Source organism: Lacihabitans sp. CS3-21 (assembly GCF_024343675.1).
In the GTDB taxonomy this organism is placed as follows: domain Bacteria; phylum Bacteroidota; class Bacteroidia; order Cytophagales; family Spirosomataceae; genus Leadbetterella.
Window position 1 is genome coordinate 191,451 of the sequence record NZ_RJUD01000002.1, and the last position, 22,681, is coordinate 214,131.

Annotated in this window: 18 protein-coding genes; 10 read left to right on the forward strand and 8 right to left on the reverse strand. The window is 36.5% G+C overall.

The window, feature by feature from the left end; genetic code table 11:
- The first annotated feature begins 125 nt into the window (after positions 1-125).
- Positions 126-3,035 carry a reprolysin-like metallopeptidase gene (locus EGI24_RS02120; RefSeq protein WP_255046590.1) on the forward strand — a complete coding sequence of 970 codons (2,910 nt, stop codon included), beginning with the start codon at positions 126-128 and terminating at the stop codon, positions 3,033-3,035.
- A gap of 2 nt (positions 3,036-3,037) precedes the next feature.
- Here EGI24_RS02120 and EGI24_RS02125 read toward each other — a convergent pair whose 3' ends face one another.
- The 3 genes from EGI24_RS02125 to EGI24_RS02135 form a co-directional block, all read right to left on the reverse strand.
- Positions 3,038-4,735, reverse strand: a complete 1,698-nt coding sequence (locus tag EGI24_RS02125; RefSeq protein WP_255046591.1) for a hypothetical protein — start codon at positions 4,733-4,735, stop codon at positions 3,038-3,040.
- A 139-nt stretch (positions 4,736-4,874) separates the two neighbouring features.
- Positions 4,875-5,438: a YceI family protein gene (locus tag EGI24_RS02130; RefSeq protein WP_255046593.1), complete on the reverse strand. Its 564-nt coding sequence runs from the start codon at positions 5,436-5,438 to the stop codon at positions 4,875-4,877.
- A 134-nt stretch (positions 5,439-5,572) separates the two neighbouring features.
- A complete protein-coding gene (locus tag EGI24_RS02135) occupies positions 5,573-8,107 on the reverse strand; it encodes an outer membrane beta-barrel family protein (protein ID WP_255046595.1) in 2,535 nt (844 codons plus the stop codon).
- Positions 8,108-8,427: 320 nt separating this feature from the next.
- Between EGI24_RS02135 and EGI24_RS02140 the strand changes: the two genes are divergently transcribed.
- The gene (locus tag EGI24_RS02140; protein WP_255046596.1) at positions 8,428-9,429 is read left to right on the forward strand and encodes a sensor histidine kinase; all 1,002 of its coding nucleotides are present in this window, start codon (positions 8,428-8,430) and stop codon (positions 9,427-9,429) included.
- A gap of 2 nt (positions 9,430-9,431) precedes the next feature.
- On the forward strand, positions 9,432-10,175 hold the full coding sequence (locus tag EGI24_RS02145) for a LytTR family DNA-binding domain-containing protein (protein WP_255046598.1): 744 nt from the start codon (positions 9,432-9,434) through the stop codon (positions 10,173-10,175).
- 465 nt (positions 10,176-10,640) lie between these two features.
- Here the strand turns inward: EGI24_RS02145 and EGI24_RS02150 are convergent, their stop codons facing one another.
- Genes EGI24_RS02150 through EGI24_RS02170 form a run of 5 tightly spaced genes read right to left on the reverse strand, consistent with a single transcriptional unit; the run spans position 10,641 to position 14,078 of the window.
- Positions 10,641-11,873, reverse strand: a complete 1,233-nt coding sequence (locus EGI24_RS02150) for a DUF3570 domain-containing protein (protein WP_255046599.1) — start codon at positions 11,871-11,873, stop codon at positions 10,641-10,643.
- A gap of 46 nt (positions 11,874-11,919) precedes the next feature.
- Positions 11,920-12,129 carry a DUF4266 domain-containing protein gene (locus EGI24_RS02155; RefSeq protein WP_255046600.1) on the reverse strand — a complete coding sequence of 70 codons (210 nt, stop codon included), beginning with the start codon at positions 12,127-12,129 and terminating at the stop codon, positions 11,920-11,922.
- A 1-nt stretch (position 12,130) separates the two neighbouring features.
- Entirely contained in the window at positions 12,131-13,060 is a 930-nt protein-coding gene (locus EGI24_RS02160) for an FAD:protein FMN transferase (RefSeq protein WP_409035463.1), read from the reverse strand.
- A complete protein-coding gene (locus EGI24_RS02165; RefSeq protein WP_255046601.1) occupies positions 13,057-13,488 on the reverse strand; it encodes a thioredoxin family protein in 432 nt (143 codons plus the stop codon). Before EGI24_RS02165 ends, EGI24_RS02160 begins: the two co-directional genes overlap by 4 nt.
- A gap of 2 nt (positions 13,489-13,490) precedes the next feature.
- Positions 13,491-14,078 (reverse strand): (2Fe-2S)-binding protein, encoded by a 588-nt coding sequence (locus tag EGI24_RS02170; protein WP_255046602.1) that lies wholly within the window; start codon positions 14,076-14,078, stop codon positions 13,491-13,493.
- A 182-nt stretch (positions 14,079-14,260) separates the two neighbouring features.
- Here EGI24_RS02170 and EGI24_RS02175 point away from each other — a divergent pair, with 182 nt between their 5' ends.
- The 7 genes from EGI24_RS02175 to EGI24_RS02205 all read left to right on the forward strand — a co-directional run bounded on the left by EGI24_RS02175 (position 14,261) and on the right by EGI24_RS02205 (position 22,618).
- Positions 14,261-17,152 (forward strand): sensor histidine kinase, encoded by a 2,892-nt coding sequence (locus EGI24_RS02175; protein ID WP_255046603.1) that lies wholly within the window; start codon positions 14,261-14,263, stop codon positions 17,150-17,152.
- A gap of 135 nt (positions 17,153-17,287) precedes the next feature.
- Entirely contained in the window at positions 17,288-17,911 is a 624-nt protein-coding gene (locus tag EGI24_RS02180; RefSeq protein ID WP_255046604.1) for a response regulator transcription factor, read from the forward strand.
- 251 nt (positions 17,912-18,162) lie between these two features.
- Positions 18,163-19,020 (forward strand): hypothetical protein, encoded by an 858-nt coding sequence (locus EGI24_RS02185; protein ID WP_255046605.1) that lies wholly within the window; start codon positions 18,163-18,165, stop codon positions 19,018-19,020.
- 12 nt (positions 19,021-19,032) lie between these two features.
- On the forward strand, positions 19,033-20,085 hold the full coding sequence (locus EGI24_RS02190) for a hypothetical protein (RefSeq protein WP_255046606.1): 1,053 nt from the start codon (positions 19,033-19,035) through the stop codon (positions 20,083-20,085).
- Positions 20,085-20,537, forward strand: coding sequence for a hypothetical protein (locus EGI24_RS02195; protein ID WP_255046607.1), 453 nt, complete (start codon positions 20,085-20,087; stop codon positions 20,535-20,537). The genes EGI24_RS02190 and EGI24_RS02195 overlap by 1 nt, the downstream gene beginning before the upstream one ends.
- A gap of 63 nt (positions 20,538-20,600) precedes the next feature.
- Positions 20,601-21,527, forward strand: a complete 927-nt coding sequence (locus EGI24_RS02200; protein WP_255046608.1) for an alpha/beta fold hydrolase — start codon at positions 20,601-20,603, stop codon at positions 21,525-21,527.
- Complete coding sequence (locus EGI24_RS02205; RefSeq protein ID WP_255046609.1) at positions 21,524-22,618, forward strand: hypothetical protein; 1,095 nt, start codon at positions 21,524-21,526, stop codon at positions 22,616-22,618. The genes EGI24_RS02200 and EGI24_RS02205 overlap by 4 nt, the downstream gene beginning before the upstream one ends.
- Positions 22,619-22,681: the final 63 nt, after the last annotated feature.

Consider the following 22,681-nt stretch of genomic DNA (forward strand, 5'->3'; position numbering starts at 1 on the left):
TGGTCCTTTTCCTTTCTAATTAAGTGTTTATTGGACACAAAAAAATTGCTAAAATTATTTTTTTAAAATCAAATATCGTATTTTTCGGGCACTATTAACTGTAGGCTCTAACCCAAAAGGAACTAATGAAGAAAACGATGTACAGTATCACATTGATGCTGTGTTATTTTGTGTCAATTTCACAAGAAATCAAGCAAAAAGTTCAACTTAACTTTTCAAATCTCTCTCAAAAACTTCAGCAATCAAGAACTGAGAAAACATCAGGTTTAGGTAATTTGTCAAATTCAGAGACCATCATCAGTCTTCCCTTATTAGATGGTAGGTTTGCAGATTTTAAAATGGTGGAATACCTAATAGTCCCAGAGAATTCAAAGACTGATATCAGGACTTATTATGGTGTGAAAGTTGGTGATGCTTTAGTTACTTGCAGAGTGACGCTCACCAAAGAAAAACTAATGGCGAGTGTTATCGAAAATGGACAAACTATCATTCTGGAAAAAGTTACTGGTTCATTATTGAGTAATGAATATCAAGTTTTTGTCCAAAAAAAAAGCTCAGAGTTGTGCCATAATATTGAAGAACAAATTAAAAATGGTAGAATAGCCGAGAAACGGGGTATTTCGAATTATAGCTACGGCAGTTCGCTCAAAATCTATAAATTGGCTTTAATAGTAACCAATGAGTTTTACGCAGATTATGTTAACGATGCAGGTGTAAATGCTGAAATAGTGGCGATTGTCAACAATATGAATGCACTCTATGAAAAAGAAGTGGCAGTAAGAATGACTTTGGTGTCGCCTAATAATCCTGCAAGTGGCAATTTTTTTTATAGAAAAACTGAAGATACTTATTCAGTGAATGGTGTTGGTGGATATTATCAAAATCTTACCGCAGTTAGAACAGAGATAGATTCTCGATTTGGAAATGCTAATTATGATTTGGGACATTGTCTACACAATTCTGGTGGTGGTGTTGCTGGTTTAGGTGTTGTTTGTAATTCGACCAATAAAGGGAGAGGTTGGTCTGGTAGCACAACTGCGAATAGTATTCTGCTTTTTGCTCATGAGCTTGGGCACCAATTTGATGCACCGCATACTTTTAATGGAACTGGAACAGGTAACTGTAGTGTAGGAAATAGGGACAATGGTACGGCCTTCGAACCAGGTAGTGGAAGTACCATTATGTCATATTTTGGGACTTGTCTTTCTACTTTTAATCTCACTGGCTCTGAAACTGGATATTTTCACAGCAATTCTTTAGAAAGAATGTCTGCTTATATTGTTTCAAATTTATCTGGAGATGGGGGCACTTGTGGTACTTCTTCCGCTACAGGAAACGTTGCACCTGTTGTGAATGCAGGTACGGCTTTTTCTATTCCCAAAAATACCCCGTTTAAACTAAAAGGGACAGCAACAGATGCCAACAACGATGCTCTCAGTTATACTTGGGAGCAATACGATTTGGCAGTGGTCTCTGATACTGCCAGACTAGGCCACATAGCCAATAGCCTAGGCATCAACGCAGTAAACAGTTCTACCGCTCCATTGTTTCGTAGTAAACAGTCCTCAACCGGCGAAAGGACATTTCCAAATATGGCCTTTGTTTTGAATAATAGCAATAACCCAGTAGATAGAGAAGGGGAAGATTTATCCAATGTGAGCCGAACTTTGAATTTTAGGTTAACTGCTAGAGATAATAAAAATGGCGGAGGAGGCGTGCATTGTGCAGCAGTAGCTATAACCGTTGATGCCGCAAAAGGTCCTTTATCTGTTACTTCGCCTAATACATCAATAATTATAGCCGCTGGTGCATCACATACAGTAACTTGGGCTGTAAACAGTACCAATTCTCTGAGTCCAAATGTTAAAATTCTTCTCTCTATTGATGGAGGAGGATCATTTCCATTTATTTTGTCTTCGTCAACTTCCAATGATGGTAGCGAGTCTGTTGTTATTCCATCCAATGTGCCCAATTCTACTTTAGCTAGAATAATTGTTGCAAGTAATAACAGTTCTACAGCTGAGTTTTTTGATGCCTCAGATGTGAATTTTAGCATTACTTCATCGTGTTTGGTAAAATCCTCTATAGTCTGTACGGAAACCCCTGTTAGTGCAATGGCTGGTAATGCCTCTTTAAACTTGAGTATGAGCCAGATAGTTGCTAACAAAGTACTTGGGAACTCCAAAGCTTATTCGACAGTGGGTATAGGGACATATCCTGTTATTAACTATACTGATAATACATTTTCAACTTGTCAAACATCTGAGTGGGGTAACGAAAAAGCAGTATTAGTACCATTTCAAGTTTCTGAAACAGGTAATTACTCAATTTCATTAAATTTTCAAGGATTTGCTGTATATAGCATATTTACATCAAACTCTTCCTTTAATTGTAATACAACATTTTATGGTGGTAACTCTTATGCAGCAATTGGCTGGTTTTCATCAAGAACAATTAATTTGAATTCTTGCACAACTTATTATGCATTACTTTATGATTTAAATAGTTCAAACACTTCAATTACATTAAATTTAAGTGGTCCGGGTGATTTTCTTGAGATTCAAAATATGCCATCCGGCTACTCTTACACCTACGCAGCAGTTAACCAAAGTAATAATCTTATAGAAGACGTTTCACCTTCTTCTAACTTTACAAATACAGCGGCTGGGACTTACAAAATTTATGGTTTAATGTATGCCAATGGGTTTAATACCAATACTTTAACTGGAAAAACTATCGAGCAAGCCTACGGCTTGGGGAGCTGTATTTTGTTTAGCAATAATTCGAAACCTGTCACTATTATTCCCAATCCTTGTGCCCCCACGGTCGAGCTTATTCATCCCACACACGATATTACAACAGGCACAGTAACGAAAGTAGCTGCTAGCGGAGTGGGAGGGAAGATTACAGCCAGCAACTGGGTAACGGGCTCTGGAACTCGGGCAACTTATACGGCACGTGCAATAGAACTAAAAGAAGGTTTTGTGGCAGAACAAGGTACGATATTTAGAGCGGAGGTGGGTGGCTGTAATTAAAATTAAATCAGGTTTTTGGAGATAAAATTCACCAAAGAACCCTCAGCGACTTTTTGTGAAAATGGGAGATATTGACGAAGGAGTACAAAAAGCTCATCTTCAGGGAAAAATTCACTAAGAATTTGGTAAACAGCTAAGTAACTTTCTTTTTCGCTATTCATAATGTGGTTACTTGCCCCACTTGGTGGATATTTAAAATGGTTAATGATATTTAAAAATGTCTTTTTTTTATTCTGTTTTAACATTTCTTCTAAATAGGGTACAAAATATTGTATGAGTTGATATTGTTGAAGGTAATCAATCAACTTGGTGTAATTTTTCTCATAACCAGCCAATTTAATACAGAATAAATCTGTACTTGAAAACTTGTCTCTTTGGGCGTTTGTCCGAAATTTGGTGAGGAGGTTAATTCTATAACTTCGTTTTTCGTTTTCATCGGTCATGGCTTCATACACTTCTAAGAAATCCTCAAAATTTCCCGTAAAAGGGATGAGCTGTTTTTTTATTTCGATAGATTTCTCGGGTTGTTTGGTAGCAGTATAAAGTTTCTTTAGAAAAACCCAATACGGGAAATTATAGTCAGGGTAATAGTTGTTTCTAATTATCTTGTTACAAAGGTCTATCGCTTTTTCCAGCTTGTTGCTATTTATCAGTTTTTCAATAAATTCTGAGTTGAAATCGCTGCTTTGATTTATTGGCAATAGCTGTTCTCCGTATTTTTCAAAAGTATCGGTAGTTTCAATCATCGCCCAAACTACTTGTGTGAAGTATTTATCGCCAAATTTGGTGTCGCTATGAAAACTCGTATATCGTTCTATCAAAAGTTCTAAGATATGCAATTTGCCATTTTCATTCGCTTTTTCAAATATTCCCCAGAGGATTTTTAGCAGGTTGGCATCAAATCCATGAGATGCTAGCAAATTATTAGCTAGCAGCATAACGGCCAATTTAAAGTCTTCCTTTGAAAGTTCCTCATTAAAATATTCAGCAATTTTTGTTTCTATTTTTTTCTGAATATTGACATAGCTCGCGGAATTTAAGGAATAGTGCACAGAAACTTGTTTGGACATAGCTTTATAAAGTATGTCAAGCTGTTCAAAATGGATATATAGGGTTGGATTTTTGAGGTATAATTTTATGTGATTCATCGCAAAACTCTCCCACAAAGCCATGGCTTTCTTAAAATCTGTACCTTCTACGTTTCTTTTAGACCCTACGACTGCTTTCAGCAGCTCTTTTAGTTTTTTTTCTAGAGCTGGTAATTTCCAAAATTTATTTTCATCTTTCGAGAATTCCTGAATAAATTCTATCTGAAGTGCTTTGTCTTGCTCAAAAACATTCATGAGCCATGTTTTCAGGTCGTTGTGGCTAAGTTCAGAGAAAATCTTGTCGAGTGGAGATATTTTGTTTTTTGTAAGTTTCGGTGCGATTATTTTTTCGTTTCCGACCAAATGCTGCATCAAAGCAAATTTATGCTGGCACAGTGTCTCGCCTTTTGGACATTCGCAATTGCTTGAAATTATCTCTTGGTTTGGATTTATGCTTAGACTAACGTCAAATGATTGGTCACCTTGGTCAACAAATGACACAAAATGCCCTTTAGATTCCTCATCACATTCTCTAATTGTGCATTGTGCAGCCCAAAGTTTTATGTCGTCTGCAAAATACTTTTTAAAATTTTTGAGGCTAAGACCAGCCATAAAACACTTTCTTTTTATCAAAAATAAGCATGTAGGGAGTAGTCAGCAAATATTCTTACTTGAATAATTTTTTTGCAAAAAAAAGCAGCTTCTCTTTCGAGAAACCGCCTTTTTTCATTTATTCATTTTTACCTCAACCTTAATTCAAAGCGAACTCACCACTAGCGGTCAATTCTACATCTTCAGCAACTACAGCAGCTGGCATAGCACCTACTCCAAAGTCTGTTCTTTTGATAGTTCCAGTTACTTTAAAACCTACCAATTTCTTACCTTGACGGTTAGTTCCTGTTCCTAATTTTGTCAAATTCAATGTTACTGGTTTAGTAACACCTTTCATAGTTAAATTTCCAGAAAGAGCATATTTATTTCCACCTGTGCTTTTGATTCCTGTGCTTTTGAAAGTCATTGTTGGAAATGCAGCTGTATTAAAAATATCTTCTTTTTGTAAGTGACCATCACGCATATCGTTGTTGGTTGTTACCTTGGTCATGTCAGCTGTAAGCTCAAATGTTGCGTCAGAAAAATCTTCTTTTGAAGAAGTGATGCTGGCGTCAAAAGATTTGAAAACACCGTCAACTTCTGACATCAAAAGGTGAGTCACTGTGAAAGTCAATTTTGAGTGTGCTTTGTCTAGTGTCCATTTTTGAGCTGAAACGGCAATAGTCATAAAAAGTGCGATTGCCAAAAGACTGATTTTTTTCATTTTGAAAATAAATTTTAGATTAGAAATTATAATTGTTTAAATACGAATACGGTTTTTATTTTAAATGGTTGCGAAACGTAGGATTTTAAAAAATTAGCCAGTTTCGTATTGTTCGAAACCAGCTATTATCTCAATTAGTTCTCCTCTCCTCCGCTTTTCACGTCGTCATTTTTTACTTTTTTCTTCTCGGCCACAAACCTCATGTTGCCAATTTTGTAACTAAACGTAGCTTTTATGTTCGAATTGTACATGTAATTTACCGATTTTTGGGAAATCACTGGCGTATCAGTAGAGTTTCTCATGACCATTCCACCAAAGAAGTTTTCTGCGGCCATTCCAAAACTGGCTTTTTTGCCAAAATCTTTTCTGATGCCTAAAGAGTACATACCCATTCCTCCTTGTGTACCTTGAAGGTTAATGTTGTTGCCTCTCATGCCACCACCAGCTTGCATAGCCCAACCTTTTTTCAATTTAAGATTGGTCATCAATCTACCACTCAATATGATGCCGTCATTACTAACTTTTTCTGAGATGCCAGTTAAACCTGTCTGAAATCCTTCTAAATATCTGTAATACACATCTATACCACCATTAAGGGTCCAGTTTGATGATAAAATTACATTTCCAAATACGTTGGTTCCCAAAGTTTGCTCTTTACCGATGTTCTCAAAGGTAGTAATTATAGCACCAGGGATAGAATCTGAAGCGAAACTTACTCGCGTTATAGAATTATTAGATTGACGGGCAAATAAAGAAATTGTCAAGTACGATTTTTTAATGCTTTTACTTAAACTAAACTCCACGTTATCAGTTAATTCTGGATTAAGACTGGCGTTACCATAGCTTATGTTTAGCGGATTTACCAAGTTAACGTTAGGGTTAAGTTGTTGTAATCCAGGTCTTTGTATCCTTCTATTGTATCCCAATTTATAAGTTGATGCTTTTATAGTTTTAGAGACATTGATACTAGGTACCAAGTTAGAGTAAGCAGGGATTTCTATGTTTCCTCTAGAGTCATCTGCTGAGATTTCAGTATATTCGTATCGTGCCCCAAGTTTAAAGTTAAACTTCTTTTTCGTTGAGAATAAATAAGAAGCATAGGCTGCCATGACGTTTTGGGAGTAGTTTAGGTAACCAGATGGATTTCTAGCATCGCTGCTGAAACTTCCTGTTGGGTTGGCTAAAAGATATTCAAACTCACTCTCTACCGTTCTAAATACTCCTTTAGCTCCGAATTCTATTTGTTGTTTTTTACCAATTGGACTCACATAATCAGATTGAACTGTAATCTCAGTATTTAAGTTATCGTTGATGTTTTTCTGTCTGCTTAAAATTTCGTTAGAAATATTCAAAAGGTCAGAATCGAAGTTATTGATAAGTTTGTTTTGACTAAACTGCGTAGAAACTGACCATTCTTGTCCTGGTTTGAAAGTTCTGATATAGTCAACGTTTGCGTCCATAGAGTTTGATCTATCAATTGAAGATATATCTCTAATGGATGAATTTAGTAAAGAACCATTTAAAAAGCTAGAAGAATTCAAAATTTGGTCTCTATCAAAACTACGCAACCCAAAGGCTAATGTCCCTGACAAAGATTGGTTTTTTGCCAATTCGTAATCTAAACCGATATTATATCTACCAAACATTCCGAAATGATTACCTTCTTGGTTTTGTTCTGTGCTTACGCCAGTGCTTTTAAGCAACTGCGTAGTTTCTCCCGCTGATTTATTGTAAAAAGCTCTTCCGAATCCACCCAATGTGATACCCAATTTGCCTTTACGGAAGTTTCCGTTTAATCCAAGATTTGATCCTCTCAAGCCTACGCCCGAGTCGATATTTAAATTTAGTCCTTGTAAAGAAGATTTCTTAGTGATGATGTTGATAATACCAGCCGAGCCTTCAGCGTCGTATTTGGCAGATGGAGAAGTAATAACTTCCACACTTTTGATAATGTCTGCAGGAATCATTTTTAAGGCATCTGCAATACTGCTGGCTACAATCGTAGATGGTTTATTGTTAATCAAGACTCTGATATTTTCGCTACCTCTTAGCGAAACGTTGCCTTCTAAGTCTACGCTTAGCATGGGAACATTCTTAAGGATATCAGAAGCATCACCACCTTTGGCTGAAAGATCCTTTTCGGCGTTGTAAACCAATCTGTCCACTTTTTCTTCAATCATGGCAGCTTGTCCGCTGACCACAAGTTCATCTAGTTGTTTGGCACTTTGCTTTAGTTTAATAACCCCCAACTCTACGTCTTTGCCTTTTTCAACTACTACTTTTTCAATAATTTTATTTTCAAAACCAATAAAAGAAACCTGCACATTATAAGTGCCTGCGGCTACTCTTTTCATAGAGAAAAAACCTTTTTCGTCAGCCATTGTGCCGTCAATAGGTTTTTTAGTAGTGATGTCAATCAAAGCAATATTTGCAAATTCAACTGCTGTAGTAAGTGCATCATCCACCACATTACCTGAGATTTTAGAATTTCCTTTTGGTACATTGGCTTCAAGGTCAAGGGTCGCTGGTTTCTGGGTATTTCCAGAAGGCCTTCCATTTTCGCCTCCACCTGGTCGTCCCATTCCTCCACCTCCACCTGGAGGGCCCCATTGTGCAAACGTAGCATTGAATCCAAGGCCAATTAGTAATGTTAATAAAATCTTTTTCATTTTGATATTTTTTTTAATGTTCTATTGTTTTTTTGTGGAATTATGACACAAATTAAGGCAGGAAGTTTAGTAAAAATATTGCCTAATAGACAAAAGGCTGTATTAATTCGACAATCCTCTATGTTTTCCAAGTTTTTGGTCTTTTTTGGTATAAATAGGCATTCTTCGACCCAATTGGCCTATTCATAGAGAAATTCATGTAAAACGTATAATAAGGGTATTTTTTGGTCATAAATAATTAAAAATCAACGTAATATTGAAGGTTATTAAAGGAATAAATGCAAACAAAAACCATATTTTCGAACAAAAGAGTCTTAGTAATGCACCTATCTTTTTGGTGTCTTTATTTCTCTTTTTTCTTTTATCAGATTACTTTTTTCAGACACAAAGACGATATTAATATTGGAAGAGCATTAGTTGATGCTCTGACGCACGTCTTGTTTATGGGTGCGGTCAGTTACCTCAATTATTTCATTTGGCTACCGAGATTTCTGAAACATAAGAACATTTGGAGGTATCTGCTAGAGTTTTTTGTGCCTTTTGTTATTGTTGTTTTTCTGCATATTTCCTTTAAGCGTTTTCTTTATTCAGAGTTTATTGAGCAAGGTAAAGGTTTTATGAACACTGGCAAGTTTATATTTCAGCATACGGTCATTACGCTATTTATTGCCATTTTCGTAGGTATGCTGAAGTTTGTGGAGGATTGGTTTGCATTAGAGTCTAAGAAGAAAGAAGTGGAGAATGAAAAATTAGTTTCTGAACTCAGGTTCCTTAAGGCTCAGATTAATCCTCATTTTCTCTTTAATACGCTCAATAATCTTTATTATTTGGCTACCGTTAACTCACCTAATACCACAGAAGTAATCGAAAAACTCTCACAAATGATGCGTTACATGCTCTATGAATCTAACCATCCATTGGTTTCATTAGAGAAAGAACTGGCCTATATGGAGAATTATATTAGCCTAGAGAAACTGAGACTAGATAACCAAGTTCCGGTTAGTTTTGAAGTTATCGGTAATCCGAAAACTGTACAGATAGTGCCTTTGATATTAATTACGTTTTTAGAAAACGCATTTAAACATGGGGTAAGTAACAATTTCAAGGGTTCTTATGTGCAGTTATCAGTGGAAATACTCGCAAAAAGTATTGTTTATAAGGTCAAAAACAGTAAATTGCCTAAGGATTCTATTTTGGAAAAGTCAGGAATTGGCCTCCAAAATGTGAAACGCAGGTTGGAATTGAGCTACCCAGACAGATTCAGAATGGAGCAAAGCGAAACCGACCAAACTTATGAAGTTTCCCTGAAAATCGACCTTTAAAAATGACCCCATATAGTTGCATAATTGTTGAAGATGAGCCTCTAGCCCGTAATTTGCTTTCGGCATATATCTCTAAAGTGCCACGCTTACAACTAAAACATGCTTTTTCTAATGCCCTAGATGCCTTAGAATATTTAAGAGAAAATCCTGTGGATGTCCTTTTTTCTGATATTCAGATGCCTGAAGTTACAGGGATTACTTTGCTTAAGTTACTCAAATCCAAGCCGCTAATAATTTTAACTACAGCCTATTCTGAGTATGCTTTGGAAGGTTATGAACTTGAAGTGTATGATTATTTGCTAAAGCCTATTAGTTTTGAGCGTTTTTTAAAAGCAGTAGAAAAGGGAATTGCGAGATTGGACGGAAATAACTCCGCAGCAGGCACACAAGTGCATATACAAGAAATGCAAACAGTACCACCTGTGGATTATATATTTGTAAAAGATGGTACTAAACTTATAAAAATCAACCTTTCGGATATTTTATACATTGAGGGTTTGAAAGATTATGTTTGTATTTATACACCAAATAGGAAAATAATTTCATTGCAAACCATGAAATCGCTCGAAGCATCTCTACCAAGTGATAGATTTGTGCGGGTTCACAACAGTTTTATAATTGCTCTCGCTGCTATTGAAGAAATCGAAAAAGATAGATTGGTTATCAATAAAAGTACTATTCCGATTTCGGATACCTATAAAAAAGCATTCAGAGAAATAGTTGATAAAAGACAGATAGGTAGCTAGTTTGTTGGTAACTGGTTATTAGTGAATTAGTTACTGGTGTATTGTTAACTGGTTATAAAACCACAACGGTCAAACAATAGTCGGAACTGAATATGATGGATTTGGCAAATCAAAAGAGCGGTTAGACGATAGTTGGACCTGAGAAAAACACCAAATTGGAAAACAATAAGTTTCCAATTTCTTTAAAGCTAGTCAACTATCTATAAGTCACCCACAAACACACCTCACAACCTTTCAGTGTTCTAATACCAATCAATCATTAACCGAACAAGCAGTCAACCCACATCGAGATCTATCGATCGCAATTTCATTCAGATTATCATCTGAATATCATTGTGCTCAGTGGCCGGAATTTCCAATAACCCACTTCGGCTTCGCTCAGTGTCCAATAACCAGTCAACCAGTAACCTAGTCACCAGTTAACTAATAACTATTCAACCAATAAACCTGTAATCAATCACCAAACTACTTAATCTTGGTACTCAAAGAAACAATATGCGACACCATTCCATTGGTACGATTATAATGTCCGTACCTGATTTCTAAAGAATTCCACCAACGGTTGCCCAGGATGCCTCCTGGAGGGGCTATTCTTAATCCAGCTCCCCAAAACGCACTGTTGAAGCCTGAAATGTCGTAGTCACTTGTATAATATTGTTCTGACAAAGTATGTTTTTGGTAGGCAGCAAAATATTTAACAGCAGTTTGGCTATTGAACCTGTAATGTGGTGTAATGGACAAAAAAGAGTTGATTTTTACGGAAGTTTCTGCACTGACAGTATGTGCGGTCATTCCCCATGAATCCATATAATATCTATAAAAAGTTCTGAAAATCACCCGGTCACCCATGAAATAGTTGGCTCTAACGCTCATCGGTAATTTTGCTCTTTGACCAGGTAATTTCTCTACTTTTAGGGTATTGTCTGTAAAATAAACCCTATGGAAAGGCGTACTTAATAATCCTTCTTGAAAAGCAGGTTCTACTGTTAGCATCATTTGTAATCGCTTGGAAACTACCCTCGAAACACCAATAGAAACATTATAGGAATTCCTGTTTTTGAATGCTATGCCATTTTGGTCGTCATCGCCACCTGATGGATATCCAATCGGGCGAAGTTCATTTGGTAATATAGCCATCCATTTGTCAAAAAATGCTCCAGCCTTTAGACTTAACTCAGTGTTGTTGTCTTTTGAGCTTTTGCTGTAGCTAATATTTCCGCCATAAGACTCATAATCCCATTCGGTAGAATAAGCGGCACTTAAGCCGAAATTGCTATGCTTAGTTTCGTCTTTTCTACTCCATGCAATCGATGGATAAAAATGGAGGTCAGTCATAGAGGCAGATGACAATGAACGTGAATCAATCATGTCTGAAGAGGCAGAAGAATAATAATCCATTGAACCATCCAGAACAACGGCATGGGTTCTTAGTTTTTTATCCGTAAATGAAAGCTTAAGGTCTAATGAATTGGCGGCATCCCAAAGTTTTTCAGTGCCAATTCCGCCAGTAATGGCTGAATTGTTGCCAGTTTGGGTATAGTAAGAACTTACCAAGTTTACTTCGTCAATTTTTAAACTTCGCAGACCTGTTTTTTCTTTTTTGGTCTCCGCTAATTTGAGTTGAGGCTTTGTGGTTTGAGCATTAGCACAAAAAACAATACTGCAATAAATTCCAATACTTATAATTACTTTCTTCATCTGTTTTTTTGATTATTTAACAAGTGGATATTTAAGTGTTTCGTGTTCAATTACAGCCACATCCTCCACCGCTTTTACCACCATTGGCACCTGCAGCTCCCTCTCGATAGAGATAAAAGTTGGTTTCAAATTTCTCCACTTTTCGGTTGGCCAATTCCATTTCTGAGTCGTTTATTCTGCTTTTCTGATATTCTTTCACACTCACACAAGAGTTGAAAAATAAGCATAGGCCAAAAATTGAAAGTATTTTATACATTTTAGTCAATTTTAATATTGTCTGATTTATAAACATGGTTTTGGTCATCTATGATTATGCCCTCCACGCCATTTAATTGATTAATTAGATTTAATCCAGCTTCTACACCCATAATGGTCACGGGTGTGGCTAATGCATCTGCCAGTTCAGCTATTGGACAAATGATACTCACACTTTTTATTCCTGAAATTGGATAACCAGTTTTAGGATTAATGGTGTGAGAATATTTTTTACCATCAATCATTACAAATTTCTCATAATTTCCAGAAGTAGCCACTGCCAAATTGCTGATGTTCATTTTTGAGAACGCTTCTGTTGGAAGGTCTGGATGAGCGAGCGAAATGGTCCAAGGATTTCCATTTGGTTGATTTCCCCAAGTTATAAGGTCGCCACTTGCATTAACAATTCCACTTGTAACGCCTTTGTTTCTAAGCAATTGAGCAGCTTTGTCGGCGGCATATCCTTTGCCTATACCTCCAAAACCTATCCGCATTCCTTTTTCTTTCAAAAAAACTGTTCCTAAGGTTTTATCTAAAATGATGTTCTTATAGTTAATTAATTTAACTTTTTCTTTAGCAGTTTGTGCATCAGGAAGTTGAGCCATTGTTTTGTCGAAATTCCAAAATCGTTTGTCCAAGGATCCGTAGCTGAGGTCAAAAGCTCCATCTGTTAATTCTGAAATCCTTTTTGCTCGTACTATTAATTCAAATACTTCCGATTCTACTTTTACTGCCTGAATTCCTGCATTCTGGTTGATTTGGTTGGTCTGACTATTTTCTGAAAAGGTAGTGAGTAAACTTTCTATTCTTTGAATTTCAGCCACGGCATCATCAATGAGTGATTCAGCTTTAACACTGTCTGCAGAAGCCACAGTTATCACAAATCTATTGCCCATCAGTCGCAGTGTTCGAGAAAAAAGTTTTTCGTTCAAAAGTACGTAAGTATTTGTTTTTTAAGAGATTGGCTGTTGAGGTCTTTTGGGTAACCATCCCATTCAGTGATTACCTTACCATCTGAGTTGATCAAAACGGTCAAAGGGAATTTTCCTTTTGGATTATATTTTTCGGCCAATTTCTCATTGTATGCCGTCTGTTCTTTGGAAAGTTGATTTTTCTTCATTCTTGGAAAATCAGCCCTTACCAAGTTCAAATGTTCATTTGAAAATGTCTGAAAATCAGTAGTTTCTAGCACTTCCTGTTTTAGTTTTATGCAAGGGCCACACCAATCAGAACCTGAGAAATACAGTAAAACCATTTTGTGATTTTGCTTGGCATCTGATAGAGCCGTTTCTAAATTATCTCCCCATGCAGATAAACCGACAGAGAAAAGAATTAAAAATTTGAATGCTAATATTTTCATTTTTAGTAAATAACAAGTGTATTGCCATCTGTGGCTGTTTTGTAAATCGTCAATCCTTTGCTACCATTTGAGTTCAATCCTTTACCTGCCAAAGAAAATCTTGCTCCATGGTCTGTACAATACCATTCTTCGTTTGAATAGACAATTCGTTTTTTAGGTTCGTGGCTACAAGTTACAGTGGCCGCAATATATTTGCCAGTTTTTGAAAGTGCTACCACATACGTGTTGCTTACTACCAAATATCCACCCAAGGTGTTTAATTTGGCGTATGTTGTAGACTTTAAGTCAATGGTGATTTTGGCAGAGATTTTACTCAAAGCCTCTGTAGATACAAACACAGAGCTATCGGCTTTGGTGGCTGCTACAGTAGTGGGCGTTCCAGTGCTGGTTGTTGTTCCAGTACCAGAAGTTGTGCCAGTAGTAGTTCCAGTTCCCGATGTTGTGCCAGTTGCTGAGGTTGTTCCTGTGGTTCCGTCTGGGTTTTGTACCAATGCTTCCACATAGCTATCTTCAGTTTTTACACAGGAAAGTAATGCCATCAAAGATGCTCCACTAAAGCCAGCGGCTTTTAAAAATTCGTATCTCGTCATATAGGTTTTAATCTGTTTTTAATCTCTAATACGAATTCTTTAAACCCTATGTTGCCACTTGCTATAGTAATTAAGCTTATTTAAAAAGATTCTAAAATAGAATTGCTTTTTTTGTATTTTTAGTAAATCCAAAATATAAATTTTCTATGTTTACACATTGATTGGTAAATCTTTTATTTCTTTTGAAAAATTCTTTCTATTCTTGCTTTTTGTTTTTAATAACCTGTTTCGGTGCTTATTCTCAAGAGGAATCATTCGAAAATATCAGTACCAAAGATGGCTTGGCTTCTGATGCTATATTAGGCCTAAAAAGGGATTCCAAAGGTTTTTTATGGGTTCATTCAAATCTTGGGATCAGTAGATATGACGGTTACCGATTCGATATATTTGGCACAAGGACCAAGCCTGATGCGATGGATATTGATGCGGAAGATAATATCTGGCTAAGTAATAATCGGGGGCTTTTCAAAATCAATACGTCCAACGGACTCTTTCAAACTATTATAAATTCAAACCTCAAGGATTCAAATCCAGACAATGACCATTTTGAAGGATTATTTGTCGATAAAAAAGGATGGATCTGGTCCACAGATTTTCACCATCTGAAAGTTTATATGCCATCCGAACACAAACTGAAGATATTTAAGGTAGTGGATCTAAATCAGCAGAGCCCTAGAATTGGATATTTCGCAAATGACAAAAGTGGTAATTTATGGTCGATTAGTCCCATGGGATTTTGTAGGTTTGATTATACTGCGAATAGGTGGATTAGATATTCTTCAAAAAATGACTTTTCCTACATTTATATTGACAAAAAATCTGGTGAGTTTATACTTGGAGATGGCAATGGGCAGATTTACAAATATTTGCCTACCAGACATTTATTTATAAAAATTATAAGATTAAAAGAGAAAATAATTTCCATTTCTACAATAGATTCACAAATTTTAGTTTTGACTCCTTCCCAATTAAAAGCTTACGATAGGAAAGGTAATACAATTCATTATTTTGAAGATTTGGATTCTCAAAGTCTCCATTTTCATTCGCTATTGGTCAACCAAAATCAAGAAATATGGCTGGGGACTGATGAAGGTATTTTTAAGCAATCCTTTGAAAAACAAGTGATTAAGTCAATTTCATTGCCTAAGAAGTTGGTTTCTGACAAAGCCATTGTTTCAACTATCTCTAAATTTTCTAAGCAAAATTATGTGTTAGGTCTAAATACTGGTGAGTTATTGATATACAATAGTAGTTTGGGCACTTTTAATAAAATTGATTTTCAAAACTCTGGGAAAATAAATGAAATTCTTGTAGAGCAGAATCAAATATTCATAGCTGCTGAACGTGGTCTGTTTAAGGTGTTACCAAGTTTGAAAGTTGTGAAACTACTCGATGGCATGTTTACCAGTTTGACATTAGATAATTTAAATCGATTGTGGTTAGTTAGTCCCAATAAGCCATTTCGGGTTTTAAATCTTCAAAACAACCGCGAATTGGTTCCATGGCTAAAGCTCCCTTACGCTTCATTTTTTGAAGAAAACCTATTCAGAAAAGTTTATTTTTACAAGGATAAAATTTGGATTGCTGGATGGATTCCCAAAGGATTTGGTATGGCTTTTTATGACTTGAAGAACAAAACCTTCGAGGAATTGAGTAACAATAATAATCACAGAGATTTTGTTTCTGATTATTATCTCAATATCGGAGTTTCAAAAGCTGGGAATCTACTTTTCTCGGCCTATGGAGGATTCAATGAGGTAAATGTGAAAGGCAAAATTGTTGGAAAATTCGGTTCTGAACAATACCAAGCGTTAGTAGCAGATTATCAGTATTTCAATATCTGGGGTGGTCAAGATGGGGAAATTTGGATCGGAACTAAAGAAGGTTTGGCTCGAATGGATTCCAAAGGTAAAGTGAATCGTTACACACGTTTTGATGGTTTAGTCTCTAACGACATTTCAAATGGTTTTTTTGTTGACGATCATCTGATGTTGGTTGGTCATAAAAATGGCATATCGGTGGTAGATTTTGATGTTTTAAGTGAAAGTAGAGTTCATAATAAATTGGTTTTGAGTAAGGTATCTGTTTTGGGTAAATCCACTTTTATAGCACCAAATTCCGATAAGAGATTTAGCAAGGTCGATAATAGCCTTAGTTTTTCGTTCTCTCCACTCAATTTTGTTTCTCCTCAAAAAATAAAATATCGTTACAAACTCAGTGGTGTGTCGAAGAATTGGATTGAAAATGGTAGCAATTCCTCATTTGTTTTTCCCAATTTAACCAAAGGAAATTATGTTTTGGAAGTCCAATATGCTAAAGTTTCGGGTAGTTGGGTTACCAAAAGCAAAATCGTAAACTTCGAAATACTGCCAGCATGGTACGAGACCTTATGGTTCAGAATTTTACTTTCGGTTTTTATTTTTGGTTTATTTTATGCATTTTACAGATTTAGGCTCAACCAAATCCAAAAAGTCCATGCCATTCGAAACCGTATTTCCTCCGACCTACATGACGAAATAGGGGCTTCTTTGAGTAGTATTGGTATACTGGGTAGTTTGCTCACACAAAATCTTTCGCGAGATCAAAAAAACAATGGCTTTGCCCAAATGATAGCCGAGGAGGCCAAAAAAGCAGGAACAGCCATTGATTATATCATATGGAATATTAACCCCAAATTCGATTCCTTAGAAAGCCTTTTTACCAAAATCAACAAAGAAGCTGCTGAGCTCATAGAGGCTCAAAACATTCAGTATGAGTTTGAATCAAATGACTTGAAGGATAGAAATATGTCATTAGATAACAAGCGTAATCTTTATCTCATGCTCAAAGAATTGATTAATAATGCCCTCAAACATAGTCAATCAACCAAAATTAGTCTAAAATGTAGCCTATCGGGTAACCACCTCGATTTGCTATTTCAAGACAACGGCTCTGGTTTTGATACTACCAAGGAATCCAACAGGAATGGACTCAAAAACCTGAAAAAACGTGCAGACGAACTAAATGGGCACTTGCAAATCCACTCAGAAATCGGGAAAGGAACTCAGATTAGTCTTAAATTTCCGATCAAATAAGGTTATTTTTTCAATAGATTATTAAGTTGAATTTTGTAAAAAAATATAGAATACTGATGAAACAGCCAGGTCTAAGTTTTATAAACACAGGGAAAGGTTGCGTTTTTTGCGACTTAGCGGTTAATAAATAAGAATATGAAAATTACAATATATGAGGACAATGAACGCCTGAGTCATTTGCTTTGCATGCTCATCGAAGCTACTGAGGGTATGCAACTCTTGTCATCATACGGCGATTGCCTCGAGGCATTACAGAATACCCAATTGCAGCGACCAGATGTCATCATTATGGACATCGATATGCCCCAAAAATTGGGTACCGAAGCCGTTTTTGAGATTAAAAGTAAATTTCCGGAGGTGAGAATTATCATGCATACGGTCTTTGACGAAGAGGAACACCTTTTCGAGAGCCTCAGTAAAGGTGCTGATGGTTATATTCTCAAAAAAGATTCGCCCACCCGCCTCATTGAGGCCATCAAAGAAGTACTGGCCGGTGGTGCACCTATGTCACCATTTATTGCCACCAAAGTCTTGCAATCTTTCCGAAAGCAATCGCCTAAAGACACCTATAGCCTCACAGCCAGAGAGATAGAAGTGTTAAACCTCGTCGCCAAGGGATTCTCTTATCGTATGATTTCTATCGAATTGGATATTTCAGTAGAGACCGTTAGACGGCATATCAAAAACTCCTACCAAAAACTCCATGTACAGAGTGGTCCCGAAGCAGTAGCAAAAGCCATTAAAGAAGGAATAATTTAGAGCGTCCCGAATGCTATCGGGACACGCTATCCACACCATCTTTTTGCTGTCTTCGCCAGGCCAAAAAGGATGTCGCTCCATTCGTTAACGCAAGCAGTCTGCCAACCTGAAATATTTTATCCAACAAAAAGGGTTATTGCTTCGTCTTGTTTTTTATTTTATGACCTAAAAACTCTACTTTTTTACCTTTTTATGGCATTGATGATTACGGTCTTCTGCCTCAATTTTGTATCTGTAAATGATACAATTCAATGCAAAAATACCTAGTCCTTGTTCTAATTTTCATTTCTGTATTTTCTCAAGCACAAGTTGCCACCGAATTAAGCCCCAAAAGCCTGACCCTGCCCCGACTTTCGACTTCACAACAAAATACACTTCCACCTCAACAAGCCGGCAATGTGGTTTTTAATGCGGATGAAAAAAAACTTGCGGTGCATGATGGAGCCCAATGGAATTATATTTCGGGCATTTCCAACTCATCTACAAATCCATATAAAAATCATAAAATGTTTTTAGGTAGCTCTTTTTTTACAGTACCCTCTGGTGTAACTAATATATTAATAGAAGCCTGGGGGAATGGTGCAAATGGAGAATTAATGGCAACTGTAGGTGCCGAGGTTCCATGCAGTGGTGGAGGTGGTGGTCAATATCAACAGGCAATGGCCATTGTGAACCCAGGCGACCAATTAGATATCGTTTTTGGAACGCTCTATAATGCTGTAAACAATGGGGTACTTCCACTATGTGGTGCTGCAAATGCTGACAAAACCAATGGAGGTACAGGATTTTACAATAGCAGTGCAAATATAATTATGAACATTGATGGTCAAAATGCTGAAAACGCTGATTTTAATTTTCAGCAGGCCAACGTGGGTGTCTTTCGTAAAATTGTAAAAGGCGGTGTTGGCGGTGGTACCTTTCCTACCTTCAAAAATGGCGGAAAATCCTACACTATGGAGTTTGATGTAAACACAGGGCTTTACGTAGGAGGCTCGCTCAATTATTTGCCAATAACCGATGGCAAGTTTCCAGGTGGAGGCGGAGGCTGTGGTTGTAATAACCTTGCTAGAGGAACTGGAGCTCCTGGAGCCATAATATTTCATTATTAAAATTTTATAACCATGAAAAATATCTTTATTATTTGCATTCTGGTGAGTATAACTTCGAATGCTCAAACACTAATCTCACCAAATGCTGCTGTAAATATTTATGAAAAGGAATCTTTGTATTTCAATCATGTTAGCAGTTCCTTACAACTTAAAAACTCAAGTATATCGCTTTTGAAAGAAGGCGTACCCGGTGCTCAATATTTTGATATTAGCCTTTCTACAACTGATTATATTACCACCACAAACCCTGATTTTTTACAAGAATTTACGCCCACTGTGGATGGGCTAATAGTATATATAGATGTTTTAGGTGTTGATTTATATAGTGGATTAGGGTCAAGGGTAATCACCAATAGTATTTTAGATCTCATAGACAAATCAAATAATGTTGTGATTGCCACTAGCGATGAAAGTTTTTTGGTCAGGGGTGAGGGTTGCAGAATTAATACTACCTGCCCGCCGCAAGATCACGTACGATATAGTTTATCTCCGTTTCCACTACGTTTGCAAGCAGGTAAAACATACACCATAAGACTAAGAAATACCTCAAGTCAATTTGCACCAGCCATAACTTGTTCAAATATCTATACTTATAGTGCTACAAACTTATCTTGTACAAATCAGACCGAAAAAGCAGACTTACTTTTCCGAACGGTTTTTGTGGGAATTCAAGAAAAAGCCAGCATTAATAGCGAAGGCGATGCTTTATTTAACAATGTAAATGCAAATGTTATTGATGCTGTGCAAATAAACGCAAACCAGATTGGTGTTCGTAATGAAATTGTAAGGCCCATACATACCAATTGGATGGAGATAGGGGCTAGTGAAACCAAATGCAAAGATGTTATTTATAGTTTTGGCCAGAGATTCTTGATGCTTAGTCTTTTGTGCACCAGTGAACCCGGTACCGATTTTCCTGATTGTTACACCGCATCTATTCGAAAATATACCTTTGACCCAGTCACTAATTTTCAAACGGGCATAGTCATAAGAGTATGTCGGGTAGATGGTGAGGCTTGGGGACAAAGCCCAAGGGTATACATGAACTATCAATTACTTGACTAATGAAAATCCAGAATAACAGAATCGTAGGTTTCATTATGCTAGTAATAGGCTTAGGCATTTTTTTCTATTGGGGAAATATCTTGGCAAAAATGGTTTATTTACCTTTTTCAGGAACGACCACTGAGGCAAAAGTGATAGGGTTTAAATCAAAAGGAAGTAAATGGATTGTGAAAAATGGCAATAGTGGTTCTAAAAATATTCTCACTGGTAAAAGACCATTTTTTGAGTTTATATCAATCAAAAATGAACTTATTAAATCACACAGCAAGGCTCCCCAGATATTCGTTTTTTTTAACTATTCTATTGGGGAAAAAATTTCGGTTGCCTATCCTTTGGATAATGCTGCCAATTCAATAATTCTTAATTGGCGTGAAGTGCCAGGCTTATTGATGATGCTCGCTTTTGGTATTTTAATTATCGTGGTAGGGTGGAGTTATCTGAAAGGCAGTTAATTAGGATTTAAAAAAGTACAATTTCGATATACAGTTTATTATAAAATCAAATATGTTAAATATATGAAATCACTTAGGGTAATAATTTTAGTTCTTTTTGGCTTTCAAATTAATTGTTTTGCTCAAAAACCACTTTCAAAAGGTGAACATTTTGCAAAAATCAATGGGCTGAAACTACATTATGTGATCTCGGGTAAAGGGCCACTTTGCATTTTTCCTACGCCGGGATGGGGGCCTAATCTGGATGCTTACAAAAATTCCATGCCCGACCTTGAAAAAACCTTCACAGTAGTGTGGTTGGATACCCGAGCCTCAGGCCTTTCTGAGGGTTCTGACAAACCCGAAGATTACCAAACCGATGATTTTATTGAGGACATGGAGCAACTTCGAATACACCTAAAACAAGATAAAGTCTGGATAGCTGGGCACTCCATGGGCGGTTGGCAGGTATTAAATTATGGCATAAAATACAATAAGAATCTAAAAGGTATTATTGCCATAGCTGCATTTGCAGGGATGGATCAAGTAGCTCAAAAAGAATATGTTAAAGCCATTAAAAAGCGTAGTTCAGAACCTTATTTTGCCGCTGGGTCTAAGATGCTAATGGGTCAAGATACCACAAAACGATCTCTAAACGAGGAGATGGGCTATATCATGCCCTTCTATTTTCATGACCAAGCCAATTTACCCAAATTCATGGCAGTAGAGAATGTACAGCTTAGCCAAAAAGCCTGGGACATGACTTCAAAAGGAGGCTTAGGCTCAGAGCAAATTCTGGACTTGTTACCAAAAATCACAGTTCCTACTTTGGTTTTGGTGGGCGATGATGACTTTATCTGTGATCAAGTTTCACACGCTAGTCGTATCCACAAAGCGATAAAAAATTCTCAACTATCGGTAATCAAAAACGCAGGACATTTTATTTGGATAGAACAACCCGAAGCATTTTTTGGAGAAATTAATAATTGGATGAAAAAACAAAAACTATGAAAACTAAACTTTATCTCTCAGTATTAATCTTATTATTATCAATAAGATACGCTTATGCTCAAAACACTACTCTTACTCCTCAAGGGGTGATGTTTCCACAAATGAGTACTGTTCAGATTAATGCTTTAACTGGTCAAGCAAAAGGCACAATGGTATTTGACAATAGCCTGAATCAAATGAAATATTGGGACGGAACAGCTTGGCAATCGGTGAACAATAGTGGCTCAAGTGGAGCTTGGCAAAGTTTGGGTATAAATCAGTTTAGTACCAATTCAGGGAATATAGGTATTGGTACTGACAACCCAACAAATAAACTAAGTGTTCAGACGGTTAATGATTCTTATGGAATAATACATTCAAGTGGAGGAATTGAATTAGGAACCTATGTTGGAGGAAGTGCTGGTTGGATAGGGACCAAAAGTAATAATTCATTGGTAATACATACAAACAATGGTCAGAATCAATCCATAGTACTGCCTACAGGACAATGGGGAATTGGAACAAACAACCCTAATCCAACAGCACAATTAGAAGTTTATTCAATTAATAAAGGATTTTTGCCACCCAGATTAACTTTAACGGCTTCAGATTCTCCAAATCCAATTGCCTCAACGCCTTCTGATGGGACTATTGTTTACAACAATAATGCAACTGCCTTAAGCGGTGTAGGACTTTATATGTGGAAAGGCATTGGTTGGGTAAAAGTTACTACTGAAACTTGTCCTGCTGCTTATACAAACTGTAATAATAACTGTGTTAATCTAAATTCGGATAATAACAATTGTAGAGCATGTGGAGCTGTTTGTCCGGGTCAATTAACTTGTATCAACGGGAATTGTGCTTGTCCTCCAGGTTTTACAAACTGTAATAATAATTGTGTTAATCTAAATTCGGATAATAATAATTGTAATGCGTGTGGAACTGTTTGTCCTGGTCAGTTAACTTGTGTAAACGGAAGTTGCGGTTGTCCAGTAGGATATGTGAAATGTGGAAATAATTGTGTTTTGACAAGTAATGATCAAAATAATTGTGGAGCATGTGGTAATGTATGCCCTACTGGTAAAGTCTGCGTTAATGGAAGCTGTCAGTAAATTTGGAAAATGGTTTATCGAAATTACTTCTTTCTTATTTGATTTTTAATTGACATTTTCTCA